The sequence below is a fragment of the Specibacter cremeus genome, from assembly GCF_003946885.1.
GTDB classification, from domain to species: Bacteria; Actinomycetota; Actinomycetes; order Actinomycetales; family Micrococcaceae; genus Specibacter; species Specibacter cremeus.
On sequence record NZ_RWKQ01000005.1, the window covers coordinates 64,131 to 77,719 of the forward strand.

Annotated in this window: 12 protein-coding genes and 2 riboswitches; of the genes, 5 read left to right on the plus strand and 7 right to left on the minus strand. The window is 69.4% G+C overall.

The features are described from left to right. The 4 genes from EJC77_RS02920 to EJC77_RS02935 form a co-directional block, all read right to left on the minus strand. Window positions 1-1,210, minus strand: a 1,210-nt coding sequence (locus EJC77_RS02920) for an ISAzo13 family transposase (RefSeq protein ID WP_125610137.1), incomplete at its 3' end; no start/stop codon positions are given. 127 nt (window positions 1,211-1,337) lie between these two features. Then, entirely contained in the window at window positions 1,338-2,126 is a 789-nt protein-coding gene (locus tag EJC77_RS02925) for an NlpC/P60 family protein (protein WP_125610079.1), read from the minus strand. A gap of 4 nt (window positions 2,127-2,130) precedes the next feature. Continuing rightward, window positions 2,131-2,305: riboswitch (cyclic di-AMP (ydaO/yuaA leader) on the minus strand. A 195-nt stretch (window positions 2,306-2,500) separates the two neighbouring features. Further along, on the minus strand, window positions 2,501-3,295 hold the full coding sequence (locus EJC77_RS02930) for a peptidoglycan DD-metalloendopeptidase family protein (RefSeq protein WP_125610080.1): 795 nt from the start codon (window positions 3,293-3,295) through the stop codon (window positions 2,501-2,503). A gap of 2 nt (window positions 3,296-3,297) precedes the next feature. Beyond that, window positions 3,298-3,543: riboswitch (cyclic di-AMP (ydaO/yuaA leader) on the minus strand. Between the two features lie 110 nt (window positions 3,544-3,653). Beyond that, the gene (locus EJC77_RS02935) at window positions 3,654-4,349 is read right to left on the minus strand and encodes an iron-dependent transcriptional repressor DtxR (RefSeq protein WP_125610081.1); all 696 of its coding nucleotides are present in this window, start codon (window positions 4,347-4,349) and stop codon (window positions 3,654-3,656) included. Between the two features lie 231 nt (window positions 4,350-4,580). On the opposite strand from EJC77_RS02935, the gene serC reads away from it, so the two are divergent. Next, the gene (serC, locus tag EJC77_RS02940) at window positions 4,581-5,708 is read left to right on the plus strand and encodes a phosphoserine transaminase (RefSeq protein WP_125610082.1); all 1,128 of its coding nucleotides are present in this window, start codon (window positions 4,581-4,583) and stop codon (window positions 5,706-5,708) included. Between the two features lie 154 nt (window positions 5,709-5,862). Here the strand turns inward: serC and EJC77_RS02945 are convergent, their stop codons facing one another. Together EJC77_RS02945 and EJC77_RS02950 are read right to left on the minus strand one after the other, a co-directional pair. Next, window positions 5,863-6,324, minus strand: a complete 462-nt coding sequence (locus EJC77_RS02945) for a DUF3027 domain-containing protein (protein WP_125610083.1) — start codon at window positions 6,322-6,324, stop codon at window positions 5,863-5,865. A gap of 8 nt (window positions 6,325-6,332) precedes the next feature. Continuing rightward, window positions 6,333-6,713, minus strand: a complete 381-nt coding sequence (locus EJC77_RS02950; protein WP_125610084.1) for a cold-shock protein — start codon at window positions 6,711-6,713, stop codon at window positions 6,333-6,335. A 192-nt stretch (window positions 6,714-6,905) separates the two neighbouring features. On the opposite strand from EJC77_RS02950, the gene EJC77_RS02955 reads away from it, so the two are divergent. The 4 genes from EJC77_RS02955 to EJC77_RS02970 are packed head-to-tail and all read left to right on the plus strand — an operon-like array spanning window position 6,906 to window position 12,123. Further along, window positions 6,906-7,145 carry a hypothetical protein gene (locus tag EJC77_RS02955; RefSeq protein WP_125610085.1) on the plus strand — a complete coding sequence of 80 codons (240 nt, stop codon included), beginning with the start codon at window positions 6,906-6,908 and terminating at the stop codon, window positions 7,143-7,145. Window positions 7,146-7,204: 59 nt separating this feature from the next. Then, the gene (locus tag EJC77_RS02960) at window positions 7,205-9,637 is read left to right on the plus strand and encodes a helicase-associated domain-containing protein (protein WP_125610086.1); all 2,433 of its coding nucleotides are present in this window, start codon (window positions 7,205-7,207) and stop codon (window positions 9,635-9,637) included. After that, window positions 9,634-11,301, plus strand: coding sequence for a DNA repair helicase XPB (locus tag EJC77_RS02965; RefSeq protein ID WP_125610087.1), 1,668 nt, complete (start codon window positions 9,634-9,636; stop codon window positions 11,299-11,301). Before EJC77_RS02960 ends, EJC77_RS02965 begins: the two co-directional genes overlap by 4 nt. A gap of 36 nt (window positions 11,302-11,337) precedes the next feature. Then, window positions 11,338-12,123, plus strand: a complete 786-nt coding sequence (locus EJC77_RS02970) for a class I SAM-dependent methyltransferase (protein WP_125610088.1) — start codon at window positions 11,338-11,340, stop codon at window positions 12,121-12,123. A gap of 40 nt (window positions 12,124-12,163) precedes the next feature. Here the strand turns inward: EJC77_RS02970 and EJC77_RS02975 are convergent, their stop codons facing one another. Further along, window positions 12,164-13,582: a sulfatase family protein gene (locus EJC77_RS02975; protein WP_125610089.1), complete on the minus strand. Its 1,419-nt coding sequence runs from the start codon at window positions 13,580-13,582 to the stop codon at window positions 12,164-12,166. Window positions 13,583-13,589: the final 7 nt, after the last annotated feature.

Below are 13,589 nucleotides of genomic sequence, written 5' to 3' on the forward strand. Positions count from 1 at the left end.
CGCACGTGTAGTTCCATTCGGGGTGCCATTTGTGTCTGGTGAGGGTGCCGCTGGACGCCAGTTCCGCCATGTCCTTATCGGGGATTTTCACGCCGGTGGGGTATACGTTGGTGTCGAGTTCGGCATGGACTCTGAGTCCTGTTGTGGTGGTGGTTGCGGCGATGGAATTGACGATGACTTCGTGGCTGGTCAGGGGCCGGCCGCGCCAGTTCATGGAGATGTGGGAGAAGAGCTTGTGCTCGATCTTGTTCCATTTGCTGGTGCCCGGGGGCAGGTGGCAGACGGTGATCTCCAGTCCTGTTTCGGTGGCCAGGGCGGCAAGTTCGGTCTTGAAGAGCCTGGTCCGGTAGCCGTTGGAGCCGCCGCCGTCGGCGGTGACCAGCAGCCGACTGGCGCCCGGGTGGGTGACGTTCCCGGCGGTGTTCCACCAGGAGCGGATGGTGTTCACGGCGAACGCCGCAGTGTCGTGGTCGGTGCCCACGGAGACCCATCCGGTGTTGGTGCCCACGTCATAGACGCCGTAGGGGTTGGCCTTTCCGAGCTCCTTGTCGATGAAGTCGTGGACCCTGACCCGTTCGGGGTCCCCGGCCGGGCGCCATTCGGCGCCCTTGTTCTTGTAGGCCCCGACGAGCTCTTTTTTCTTGGCATCGATGCTGACGACCGGGTCCCCGGCATCCAGGTGGTCGGTGGCCTGGGCGTTGATGTAGCCGAATTGCTCGTTTCGGTCCGGGTGCTGAGTGCCTTCGAGGGTCTTGGTGTTGGCCTGCAGGCTGAAGCCGTTGCCCTTGAGCAGTTTCGCCACGGTCTCCGCCCCCACCCGGTGTCCTTGTTCGGTCAGTTCGGCGGCCAGCTTCGCCGTGGAGAGGGTCGTCCAGGACAACGGTGATTCCGGGTCCCCGCGCCGGGTCGGTTCCACGATCGCCAGCAGTGCCGGGACCAGGCCCGGGTCCTTCTCGACCAGGGTCTTCCGTCCCGCCCCGGGCTTGCGGACGCCTTCAAGCGGGGCGATACCAGCTTCCAACTCATTCACTCCCTGCTGGACCCTTGAGCGTGCGGCACCGGAGGCCCGGGCCACCGCGGCAATCCCGCCGTGACCCAGCGAGCGGGCCTCGGCCCCCAACAGCAACCGCGTCGCCCGCTCATCGAGATGGGGCAGGATCGTATCGAACTTCGCACGCAGGACTTCAACGATTTCAGCGGAAATGGGCATACGCCATTATCCCACCAAAAAGACGATTAGTCTTAGTTATTTCTGGGTGTGTCCTAAGCGGAAATATCGGCCACGAAAAAGGGACCCGATTCACGAAGAATCGGATCCCTTTTTCGAGGCTGTGGTCCTAGTGGCCCATCGCGATGAAGACCGGGCCGGAACCCAGGTACGCGGTGAACTTCACGGTGGACCCGTTGAAGCCGCCGTGGATGGCCATCCCGTCGCCCGCGTAGACGGCGATGTGGGGAACACCGGCACCGGCGTTGTCGTAGTAGATGAGGTCGCCCGGCTGGGCCTCGGCGGCCGATTCGGTGCGGCCCAGGGACAGGTAGCCGGCCGGCCAGCCGTGGTAGTTGATGCCGGCGGCGGCGAGCGAGTTGCTGACCAGCGCGGTGCAGTCCTGCACCACACCCAGCTGGGCGTAGGCAGCGGCAAGGATCGTGGCGCCGATGCCGGACTTGGTGGCCGGGGCCGGCTGGGCGGCGGGTGCCGGGGTCACCGTCACCGTGGGGGCGGCGGCCTGGGTCGCCTGGGCAACAGTGGCGTCGGCGGCCTGTGTTGCGTCGGCAACCACGTTGTTGGCCTGGGCCTCGACGGCCGGAGCCACGGGGGCCGGCGTGGAGGAGACGGCCGGGGCGGCGAAGGAGATCTTCACCGTGGACGCCGCGGTCACGGCAGGAGCCAGACCCGCGGCGACGTTGAGGGTGGACGTGGCGTCGGAGACGCGCTGGACATGCGGCTCGGCGGCGTTGGCCGCGATTCCCGAGGTCAGGACAAGACCCGAAGCGGCAGCAACCACGGCTGCCTGGCGTCCGACACCACCGACGTTGGAGCTTACGGTTTTGGCGATGACGGAGATCGAGCTGGTCTTTGCGACCTCGGCGCGGTGGCGCCCGAGAGTAGCTGTTGAAGACAAGATTGGATCCTCTCCCAAAGCCTGCGAGGTAAGCTGTCGGATTCGGATGGGAGTCACCCGGCCGCTCCACACCCCCGTGTCACCGGTGGATGCTTTGCGGCTTCACCCCTAGGGCTTCCATGGTTGGAAGCCCGATAATGGTTCCCCCGCCCCTGCCAGACGATGTGTTACGAACGGATCATGAGCGGTGGCAGAGTTTGGCAATCCACCCATGAACGTCACCTTTATGCGAAGTTGACGCGGTTACGACGGTACAACATATCCGATGCAATGTCACATTCAGGTCACGGCGCGTTGTGGACAACTGGGCCCACGCGCCCGAGGGACCCGTTGGTACATCGCGCCAGCGATGGATCAACGGGAGGGCGTGGGGACTACAGCCAGCCCATGGGGTCGACGACCTCGTCATCGACCATGACCTCGAAGTGCAGGTGGCACCCCGTGGAAGCGCCCGTGGTGCCGGAGAGCGCCAGGACCTGGCCGCGCTCCAGCTTCTGCCCCACTGTGACCTTGATCTCACTGAGGTGGTTGTACGTGGTGGACAACCCGTTCCCGTGGTCGACGACCACGCGATTGCCGCCGCCGTAGGGGTGCCAGCCGGCGAACGTCACCGTGCCACCGGCGGCGGCGAAGACGTCCGTCCCGCACGCGATGGCGAAGTCCTGGCCGCGGTGCGTCTCGCCCACCTCGCCGGTGATGGGGCTCACCCGCTGCCCGAAGGGCGAGCTGGGCACCATGGACCTCAACGGCGCGCCGAGCGTGCCCTTGGCCGCTGCCGGCGCGACGTGGGAGGCCTCCACCTTCAGGGTCTGCTTGAGCCTGCCGTCGGCGTCGAGCGAGCTGGCCACGGCGGGGGCGGCAAAGTCGATGGGCGCGTCGGCCCTGGCGGACACGGTCCGGTCCTCGTGCACGAGGGGTGTCTCCTCGGCGGCCAGCGTGCCCGAGGTGGCCGGCAGCGACACGGTCAGGACCAGGCCGGTGGCGGCCAGCGTGAGACCGACTTTTTGGCTTGCCCCGTGCAGGAATGCGCTGCGCGCCGCGGGCCGGGGTGCGGCGCGTTCGGCCGCCAGTGCCGCGCGGCGGCTGGGCAGGACCACGGGGGTCGTGTCGACGATGACGGCAGGCGGAAGGGACGCGCGGCGGCGGCCGTGCTGTTTAACCTCGGACACTCATTACCTCTCTGATGTGCCTGCGAAGTTAGCTGTCGGATTCGGGCCAGAGAGTAGTTGCAATCGACCCGGCCGGACCCGCACGCACGGCATCGCACCCGCCCGTTCGGGCGCGTGCACAAGCATGGCGTTGCGGGAACCGGCTTCACCCCAAGACGGCGGTTTCCCGCCGTCAACAATGTGGTTCCCCCGCCCCTACCCTCGGTGTTGATTCCATCCGCCGGGGTAGGGTTCGGCTGCGACGAATGGTAACGCTTTGGTTACGGCGTATGAAAAGCTACTATACGGTAGTTTTTTCGCCGTGACACATCCGTGATCATCCTGCCCGGGCTCGCCGGACGTTCGGGCGGCCGCCGTGTCAGGCGACGGCGACGAAGACGTGCACGGCCACCTCGGGCGGCAACTCGAGCGCCCCGTCGATGTCCGGAACGCGCACGGAGATGTAGTCCCCGACCTTTTCCAGGGAGATCCTGGCGCCCGGTCGCAGCCCGGCCTCGTCGAGTTGGGTGAGCAGTTCCGGCTCCACCTGGATGCGTTCGGAGAGCCGGTGGATGGTGACCTGCTGGTCGGGCGCGTAGCCGTCCATGGCCTCGAGAAGCGTCTTGAGCCCGGCGGCGAACTGTGGGGCCTCCTGGCCGCCGAGTTCCTCCAGCCCGGGTATCGGGTTCCCGTACGGGGATTCCACGGGCCGGCCCAGCAGCGCGAAGAGCCGCTCCTCGACCCGTTCGCTCATGACGTGCTCCCATCGGCAGGCCTCGTCGTGCACGTAGGCCCAGTCCAGCCCGATCACGTCGGCGAGGAGGCGTTCGGCAAGGCGGTGCTTGCGCATGACCCGGGTGGCCTTGTCCCGTCCGGCCGCCGTCAGTTCCAGGTGCCGGTCGACGGTGACGACGACCAGCCCGTCGCGTTCCATCCGGCCGATGGTCTGGGAGACGGTGGGACCCGAGTGGTGCAGTCGTTCGGCGATACGGGCGCGCAGCGCGACGATGTTTTCCTCTTCGAGTTCCAGAATTGTCCGCAGGTACATTTCCGTCGTATCGATCAGATCAGTCACGTCTTTGTCCTTCTGGCGCATTTCGGTGGCCCTCGTGCAACGGCCCGGTCCCTACCACTACGTTATCTCGCCCTATATAGGGACGAAAATCCCGCCCGGCACCGGCCGCCTGCCCCGCGTCACGGGCCGCCACGATGCGGTCCGCGTTTCCGCGCATGCCCGCGGCTACGGCAGAATTGGCCGTAGCCATTGGCGCGCCCATCCCTTTACCCCTTCCATTGGAGCCACCTCGTGAGCGAATCCACGCCCCTCACCATCCCTGCCAATCTGCACCCGGCCGACGGCCGTTTCGGCGCCGGCCCGTCCAAGGTCCGTCCGGAGCAGGTTGCGGCCCTGTCGGCGGCCGGCGCCACCCTGCTGGGCACTTCCCACCGCCAGGCCCCCGTGAAGAACCTGGTCGGCGAGGTCCGCGACGGGTTGCGCGATTTCTTCCGCGCGCCGGAGGGCTACGAGGTCATCCTGGGCGTGGGCGGCTCGACGGCGTTCTGGGACGTGGCCTCGTTCGGCCTCGTTGAGAACAAGGCGCAGCACCTGTCCTTCGGTGAATTCGGTTCGAAGTTCGCCGCCGCGACGAACAAGGCCCCGTTCCTGGCGGCGTCCTCCATCCTGACGGCCGAGCCGGGCACGCGCCCGGTGCCGGTCGCCGAGGCCGGCGTGGATGTGTACGCCTGGCCGCAGAACGAGACGTCCACGGGCGTGGCCGCTCCCGTGCAGCGCGTGCCGGGCGCCGATGCGGGCGCCCTGGTCGTCATCGACGCCACCTCGGCCGCCGGCGGCCTGGCCGTGGATGTCAACGAAACGGATGTCTACTACTTCGCGCCGCAGAAGAACTTCGCGTCCGACGGCGGCCTGTGGCTTGCGCTGTTCTCCCCGGCCGCGCTGGAGCGGGCGGCCCGGATTGGCGCCACCGGACGCTGGGTCCCGGACTTCCTGAACCTGAACACCGCGATCGAGAACTCGCTGAAGAACCAGACGTACAACACGCCTGCCCTGTCGACGCTGGTCACCCTGAACGAACAGGTCAAGTGGCTCAATGCCAGCGGCGGGCTGGACTTCGCCGCCAAGCGCACCGCCGATTCGGCCGGCCGGCTGTATTCGTGGGCCGAGGCGTCCGCCGTGGCGACCCCGTTCGTGGCCAGGCCCGAGGACCGCTCCAACGTCATCGTCACCATCGATTTCGACGAGTCCGTGGACGCCGCCGACGTCGCGAAGGTGCTGCGCGCCAACGGCATCGTGGACACCGAGCCGTACCGCAAGCTCGGCCGCAACCAGCTGCGCATCGCCACGTTCGTGGCGATCGAGCCGGACGACATCACGGCCCTGACGAAGTGCCTCGACTTCGTCATCGAGAACCTGTAATCAGGTTCCGGTGATTGGGCCCGTCGAAAGCCGGTGATTGAGCTTGTCGAAATCACCGCAGGTCTCGACAAGCTCGATCACCGCGGTGATTGAGCCCGTCGAAATCACCGTAGGTCTCGACAAGCTCGACCACCGTGGGTCTCGACAAGCTCGATCACCGATCGACGGGCTCGACCACCGGCTCTGCCTTGGCGTCCTCGGGGCGCAGGCGGTCGGCCCACGGCACCCAGGCCGGTGCCAGCACGGAGTCCTCGGTGGGCAGCAGGCCGACCTCGTTGACGGTGGCGTCCTTGGAGCGGGACAGCCGGGTCAGCGTGGCAAACCAGACCCAGCCCCGGTACCCGGCCAGTTTGCTTTCGAACAGGTGGGTGACCGTGCGCACGCCCTCGCTGCGGACGGCCACGTGCGCACCGATCTGCCCGGGCGCGGCGATGTCGGCCAGCGCCGCGCGGGCCTGTTCGACGGCGTCGGCCAGGAACGCGTCAGGCTTGCCGGTGCGCCACACGGGCAGGCCGGCGCGCGGGCGCACCGGCGCGGCCGGCGCGCCGGACACGTCCGGCCCGGTGGCTGTTTCGGTGCCTGTTTCGGTGCCAGGGGCAGCGGACGGTTCAGTCATGGGGGTTCCTATGCGTCGAAATTGTCGGCGACCTTGCGCAGCGCCGCGGCGATCCTGGCGGCGTCGCCCTCGGGGTATTTGCCGTTGGTCAGGGAGCCGACGGAGCGTTCCAGCAGGCTGACCAGGTCCTGCACGATCGGGGCCAGGTCCCTGGCCGGCATCCGCTTGGCCTTGGCCACGGACGGGCCCTGGTCGAGTAGGTGCGCGTTCATGGCCTGGGCGCCGCGGCGGCTCTCCGCGATGCCGAACTCCATCCGGGTGCCGGGGCGGATCTCACCGGCGGCGGCGGGCAGCTGGTTGGATCGCAGGAACACCTCGCGGCCGTCCTCGTCGATGATCAGGCCGAAGCCCTTCTCGTTGTCGTACCACTTCACTTTTCCGATGGGCACTTCGGTTTTCCTCACGTATTTCAGTCGGGGCGCATGGGAGGGCTGCGCGTTCTCACGCCGTACCGGCCACTGTGAAACATGCAGTGCGTACATTCGGCCCGTCCCGTGCCGGTCTACTAGCCTCTAGGTTATCGCGTCGCGGGCCGCCCGTCGGCTGGAGGGGCCCCGCTGTCCGCTGTTAGCGTTATGGGCATGAGCGAGTTGTCCCAACCCACCGATCCCGCCGAGCGCCGCTGGCTCGTGTTCAATGCCGCGGCGGCGGTGCTGGCCGTGGCCGGGGTGGTGTCGCTGGCCCTCGTGCTGCTGCAGAAGTGGGGTGGCGGGCACCCGTGGGTGGGATTCGACTGGATCGCCATGATCGGGCTGCCGGTCGCCTTCGTCATGATGGGTGCGGGCCTGGTCCGGGCCGTGCGGCGCCGGCGCCGGCTCTGACCAACGCCCCACCAACCCGGCACAACCAACTATGATCTGTACGCGGTAGCGTTGAACCGATGTCCTCTCTTCGGTCGCTGATCCCCGAGCTGGCCGCCCGGTCCGATGCCAGCCTGCGCAGCCTGTTCGCCGCCCGGGCGGATCTGTGGCACCCGCCGGTGGCCGATTTCGCGGCCCTGGCCGCCCGCGCGTCCAGCCGGGCCAGCCTGTCGCGCGCCGTGGAACGGTTGACCCTGCCGCAGCTGCAAACGCTGCAGGCCATGGTGCTGGTCACCGACCCCGAACAGGACAAGTACCGGACGGTGCCCGAGCTTGCCGGGGTGATCGCCGGCGCGGACCCGGACATGGTGTCCGGCCTCGTGGCGGCACTGCACCGGCTGGCCCTGGTCGTGGCCGCGCCGCCACCCGATCAAGAGCCCGATAAAGAGGATGTGAAGAACGACGGCGGCGCGCCCCGATTCGCGGCTCTCACCTCTGTGCGCGAAGTGTTGGGTGCGCACCCGGCCGGGCTCGGGCGCCCGCTGCGCGAGCTTGCCGCCGCACGGCCGCAGAGCAGGCATCCGGCCCTTGAACTCGACCCCGCCGAACTTGCCGGCCTGCTCGCCGGGGCACCGCCGCAGGCCCTCGGGGTGCTGGAGAAATTCGTGGACAGCCCGTTGGGGACGGTCAGCGGGGCGCGGCGTTCAGTGTCGGCGGAGGCGGCCGGGGCCAATCCCGTCGACTGGCTGTTGTTCCACGGGCTGCTGGTCGCCATCGACGACTTCCACGTGGAGCTCCCGTTCGAGGTCGGCGTCCTGCTGCGGCGCGGCCGCATCATCGCCGATTTCGCCCCGGCCCCGCCCGCCGTCCCGGTGGAACGCGTGAAGACGTCCGTGTGCGCGAACGCGGCGCTGAGCGCCATCGGATCGTCACTGCGCGCAATGACCGCACTGCTCGGTGAGGTGTCCGCGACGCCGGTGCAAACGCTGCGCAGCGGCGGCGTGGGCGTGCGCGAGGTCCGCCGGCTAGCCAAGACCCTGTCGACGGATATGGCACAGGTGTGCTTTCACTTGGAATTGGCGGCCATGGCGCACCTGGTCACGCTTGACCCGGACACCTCACGGTGGCGCGTGGCGCCGACCGGCTGGCCGGACCGCGAGCGCCCGGAACAGTGGTTGTGGCTGGCCAGCGCCTGGCTGGCCGGCGACCGGCTGCCGGGGGTCGTCGGCACGGGCAGCCCGGCCGTGAACGCGCTGGCCGCGGAGGCGTTCCGGCCCGATGCTCCCGTGCTGCGGCGGCTGGCGCTGGAAACGGTCGCCGAAGTGCATGCTGAAGGGCGCCGGGACGACGCGACGGAACCCGTGGCGGGCCCGGACGCCGTGGTCGTGCGGGCCGCGTGGCGCCGCCCGCGCCTGGCGCACCGCCTCCACGCCGTGCTGCCGGGCGTCCTGGCCGAGGCCGAACGGTTGGGCGTGACGGGCTCGGGGGCGTTGACGGCCGTGGGAGCCGCCGTCGTCGCCGGCCGCTGGGACGATGCGCTGGACCTGCTGGACGCGGCGTTGCCGGCGCCGGTGGAGAAGGTGCTGTTGCAGGCCGACCTGACCGCCGTGGCGCCGGGGTTCCTCTCGCCCCGGCTGGCCGGCGAACTGGCACTGCTGGCCGACGCCGAGGGGCAGGGTCCGGCCACGATCTACCGATTCGGCGCGGCGTCGATCCGGCGGGCCCTGGACGCCGGCCGGTCGGCCGAGTCCATCATGGCATTCCTGGTCGAACACGCCGCCACCGACATCCCGCAGCCGCTGGAGTATCTGGTCCGCGACACGGCCGCCCGGCACGGGTTGCTGACCGTCGGCTCCGGCGCCACGTTCGTCACGAGCGAGGACACCGCGTTGCTGGCCGGGCTCCTCGCCGGGGACGCGTTCGCGCCGCTGGCGTTCACGGCGCTGGCGCCCACCGTGCTGGTCTCCCCCGCGCCGCCGCGGGCCGTGGCCGCGGCGCTGCGCAAGGCCGGGCTGCCGCCGGCCCTCGCGGCGGACCCGTCCCGTGGCGCCGGGCCGGGCGCGGGACTGGGCGCGGGACTGTGGTCCGGCGGTCCCGCCCGGACGGCGACGCGACCGTCCCGCGGCGGCGAACCCGCCCCCTACGAGGCACCCCAGGCGGTGGCGAGCGTGGGCACGACGGCGGCAAACGGCGTCGTGCTTCCCGGCAACCGGCTGGCCGAACCGGATGAGGTGGGCGCGCAACTGGTGCTGCTGCGCAGCAAACCGGTGCTCACGCACGGCGCCGGCGAGGCGGCCCCGGCCATCGTGCTGGAAACGCTGCGCTCGGCCGTGCGGCACCGGCGGGCCGTGCGGCTGACCACGGCCAGCGGCTCGGGCGAGGTGGAGACGCTGCGGCTGTATCCGCTGAGCATCGCCGAGGGGCGGGTGCGGGCGTTTGACCCGGGCCATGACAGTGAACGGATTTTCGGCATCCACCGGATCATGGACGTCGAGCCGGAGGAGGACGCGTGAGCGACGGACCGCTGATCGTGCAGAGCGACAAGACCATCCTGCTGGAGGTCGGCCATGAGGCGGCCACGGCCGCGCGGCACGCCATCGCCGCGTTCGCCGAACTGGAGCGCGCGCCCGAACACGTGCACACGTACCGGATCACGCCGCTGGGGTTGTGGAATGCGCGGGCCGCCGGGCTCGACGCCGAGCAGGTGCTCGACACGCTGCTGACGTACTCGCGGTTCCCGGTGCCGCACGCGCTGCTGGTCGACATCGAGGAGGTCATGTCCCGGTATGGGCGGCTGCGCCTGGAGAAGGACCCAGTGCACGGGCTGGTCATGCGGACCACCGATTTCCCGGTGTTGGAGGAGGTGTCGCGGGCGAAGAAGATCGGGCCGCTGCTGGGCCCGCGCATCGATCCGCTGACGGTCGTGGTGCATTCGTCCCAGCGTGGCACGCTCAAGCAGCTGCTGCTCAGGGCCGGCTGGCCGGCGGAGGACCTGGCCGGGTACGTCGACGGCACGCCGCACCCGATCGCGCTGACGGCTTCCGAGCCCGGAAGCGGGACGGGCTGGTCGCTGCGTCCGTACCAAAACCTGGCGGTGGAGAACTTCTGGGCCGGCGGCTCGGGCGTGGTGGTGCTTCCCTGTGGTGCGGGCAAGACGCTGGTGGGCGCGGCCGCCATGGCCGTCTCCGGGACCACGACGCTGATCCTGGTCACGAACACGGTCTCGGCCCGGCAGTGGAAGGATGAGCTGCTGCGCCGGACCACGCTGACGGAGGCGGAGATCGGCGAATATTCCGGCGCCGTCAAGGAGGTCCGGCCCGTCACGATCGCCACCTACCAGGTGCTGGCCATGCGCCGCGGCGGGCTGTACCCGCATCTGGAACTGCTCAACGGCAACGACTGGGGACTGATCATCTACGACGAGGTGCACCTGCTGCCGGCGCCGATCTTCCGCATGACGGCCGACCTGCAGGCCCGGCGCCGGCTCGGGCTGACGGCCACGCTGGTGCGCGAGGACGGCCGGGAGGGTGAGGTGTTCTCGCTGATCGGGCCGAAACGCTACGACGCGCCGTGGAAGGACATCGAGGCGCAGGGGTACATCGCCCCGGCCGATTGCGTGGAGGTGCGCGTCGACCTGCCGCAGGATGAGCGGATGGCGTACGCGATGGCCGACGACGCCGACAAGTACCGGCTGTGCTCAACGAGTGATACGAAGTCCGCCGTGGTGGAGACGCTCGTGGCCCGGCACGCCGGCGAGCAGCTGCTGGTGATCGGCCAATATATAGACCAGCTCGACGACCTGGCCGCCCGGCTGGACGCCCCGCTGATCACGGGCGCGACGTCCGTGAAGGAACGGCAGCGCCTGTTCGGTGAGTTCCGGGCGGGCACGCTGCACACCCTGGTGGTGTCGAAGGTGGCCAACTTCTCGATCGACCTGCCCGAGGCGTCCGTGGCCATCCAGGTCTCGGGGTCGTTCGGGTCCCGGCAGGAGGAGGCGCAGCGGCTCGGCCGGCTCATGCGGCCCAAGTCCGACGGGCGGACGGCCCGTTTCTACACGCTCGTGGCGCGTGACACGATCGACGCCGACTTCGCCGCGAAACGCCAGCGGTTCCTGGCCGAACAGGGGTATGCCTACCGGATCCTCGACGCCGCCGACATCGGCGAGTTGCAGGAGTAGGATCGGCACCAACGCCGGCGGGAATCGAGGTGGAACATGGGTACCGAGGAATCCGTGGCCGCGCACTACGGGCGCGCCAACATCGAGGAACAACTGCTGGCCGCCGTGCGGGCCGCCGGGAAGGACCCGGAGCGGTTCGTCCCGGCCGACCTGCACGGCGCCGACCAGCTGCACATCGGCGGCCCGGGGGCGACCGCCCGGCTGGCCGCCGGCGCCGGGATCAGCGGCGCGAGCCGGGTGCTCGACATCGGCTCCGGCCTGGGCGGGGTGGCCCGGCACCTGGCCCACGATTTCGGCGCGACCGTGCACGGGGTCGACATCACGCCCGAGTTCGTGCGCGGCGCCCAGTCGCTGACCCGCCGGATGGGGCTCGACGGGCAGGTGACGTTCAGCCGGGGCAGCGCCACGTCGCTGCCGGTGGAACCGCACTCCTACGACGTGGCCGTGTGGGTCCACGTGGGCATGAACATCCGTGACAAGGACCGCGCGTTCGCCGAGGCCGCCCGCGTGCTGAAACCGGGCGGCGTGCTGGCGATCTACGACATCATGGTGCTCGGCGGCGACCCGGAAACGTACCCGCTGCCCTGGGCCGACGATCCGGACACGTCGTTCGTCCAGCCGCCGCTGGCGTATTCGGACGCGCTGGGGCAGGCCGGGTTCGTCGTCGATTCGGAGGCCAACCGGCTGGCCGCCGGCATCGCATTCCTGGAACAGGCCGCCACGGCGGCCGCCGGACTCTACGGACCGCCGCTGGACAACCTGCTCGCCGCATTCCGTGCCGGGATCCTCGCCCCGATCGAGATCTACGCCCACCGGGGCTGACGCCCCCGCACGCACGGCGCCATGGTCCGCGCTGGACGGCTCAGGCCGGGCCGGCCGGCACCAGCCCGGCCTTCCATTGCCCATGCAGCTCGATGAGCTCCGCCAGGATTTGCGGTTCGTGCGCCTGCAGGTCGGTGGTCTCCGAGGGGTCCTGCGCCAGGTTGGCGAGGAAATAGCCGCTGCCGGGCTCGGCATGCTCCACCTGGCGGATGGCATCAGCCACCGGGGACCCGGGCTCCACCCAACTGAGCTTCCAGTCGCCGCGGCGCACCGACCACTGCCAGCCGCAGTCCCAGTGGAGGGCGTCGTGACCGTCCGCAAGCCCGCCGTCCGCCAGCAGGTTCAGGCCGTCGCAATGCGCGTACACCTGCGGGGATGCTCCGGCGGCAGCCAGCGCGGTGGGGACGATGTCCATGGAACTGGCCAGCGCCGCCGTGGTGCTGCCCGCAGGCACCCGGCCCGGCCAGCGCAGCAGGAACGGGACGCGGACGCCGCCCTCCCACAGCGTGTACTTGGTGCCGCGCAACGGCAGGTTCACACCGTAGTTGCAGGTGGAGCCGCCGTTGTCGGTCAGGTAGATGACGATCGTGTTCTCGGCCAGGCCCAGCTCGTCGAGCTGGTCGAGGATCAGCCCGATCTGCACATCCATGAGTTCCAGCTGCGCCAGGTAGTAGTCCCGGCCATGTTCCAGGTTGGGGCTGACAGCGCCGTCATACCAGTCCAGGTACTCCCCGGCGCCGGGGTTCCAGTCCTCGAAGGCGGGCAGCCCGCGCTTCTCAAGTTCCGCCGCGGGCAGCTGCCAGCAAAAGTTGTGGACTGCGTTGAACGCCACCGTGGCCAGGAACGGCTTGTCCGCATGGGCGGCCACGAACGCCCGGGCTCGCTCCCCGATGGCGTCGGTGAGGAAGCCTTCGAGTTCCTGGGGCTCCTCGCCGTTCCACAGCGGCTGCACCGCCATGGGATAGGCCGCCTCGCCGTATTCATCCACGGCGTCCTCGGAGTGGTGCAGGTAGTTCAGCCGGCCCATGGACTCACCGGCCAGACCGTAGAACGACTCGTCATAACCATGCTGCGGAGGGGTGCCACGGTCGCCATGGTGTTCGGAGCCGTAGTGGACCTTGCCAAAGTAGCCTGTCACGTAGCTTTCACCGCGCAGCAGTTCGGCAATGGTGGGCACCCCTGCCGGGCACACCTCCGAGTCCGTAAACCAGTGGGCACCCCACCGCTGCTGGTAGCATCCTGCCGCCAGGCCCGCCCGCGACGGCGAGCAAATGGGTGCGGTGACATAGGCGTTTTCATACGACGTCCCCTGCCGTGCCAGCCGGTCCAGCGCGGGGGTGGTGACGTCGTCCTGGACAGCCAGGATGGAGCGGTCCGCGTAGCCGTGGTCGTCGGAGATGATGACCATGATGTTGGGTTTGGTCGCTTGGGCGGGGGCTTCGGTTGGGGTCTTCGACATGGGGTTC

Excerpts from the sequence above, each read along its gene's own strand:
- EJC77_RS02970 (WP_125610088.1), top strand. The coding sequence starts at position 11,338 with ATGGGTACCGAGGAATCCGTGGCCGCGCACTACGGGCGCGCCAACATC.
- EJC77_RS02975 (WP_125610089.1), bottom strand. The coding sequence starts at position 13,582 with ATGTCGAAGACCCCAACCGAAGCCCCCGCCCAAGCGACCAAACCCAAC.
- EJC77_RS02960 (WP_125610086.1), top strand. The coding sequence starts at position 7,205 with ATGTCCTCTCTTCGGTCGCTGATCCCCGAGCTGGCCGCCCGGTCCGAT.
- EJC77_RS02945 (WP_125610083.1), bottom strand. The coding sequence starts at position 6,324 with ATGACTGAACCGTCCGCTGCCCCTGGCACCGAAACAGGCACCGAAACA.
- EJC77_RS02955 (WP_125610085.1), top strand. The coding sequence starts at position 6,906 with ATGAGCGAGTTGTCCCAACCCACCGATCCCGCCGAGCGCCGCTGGCTC.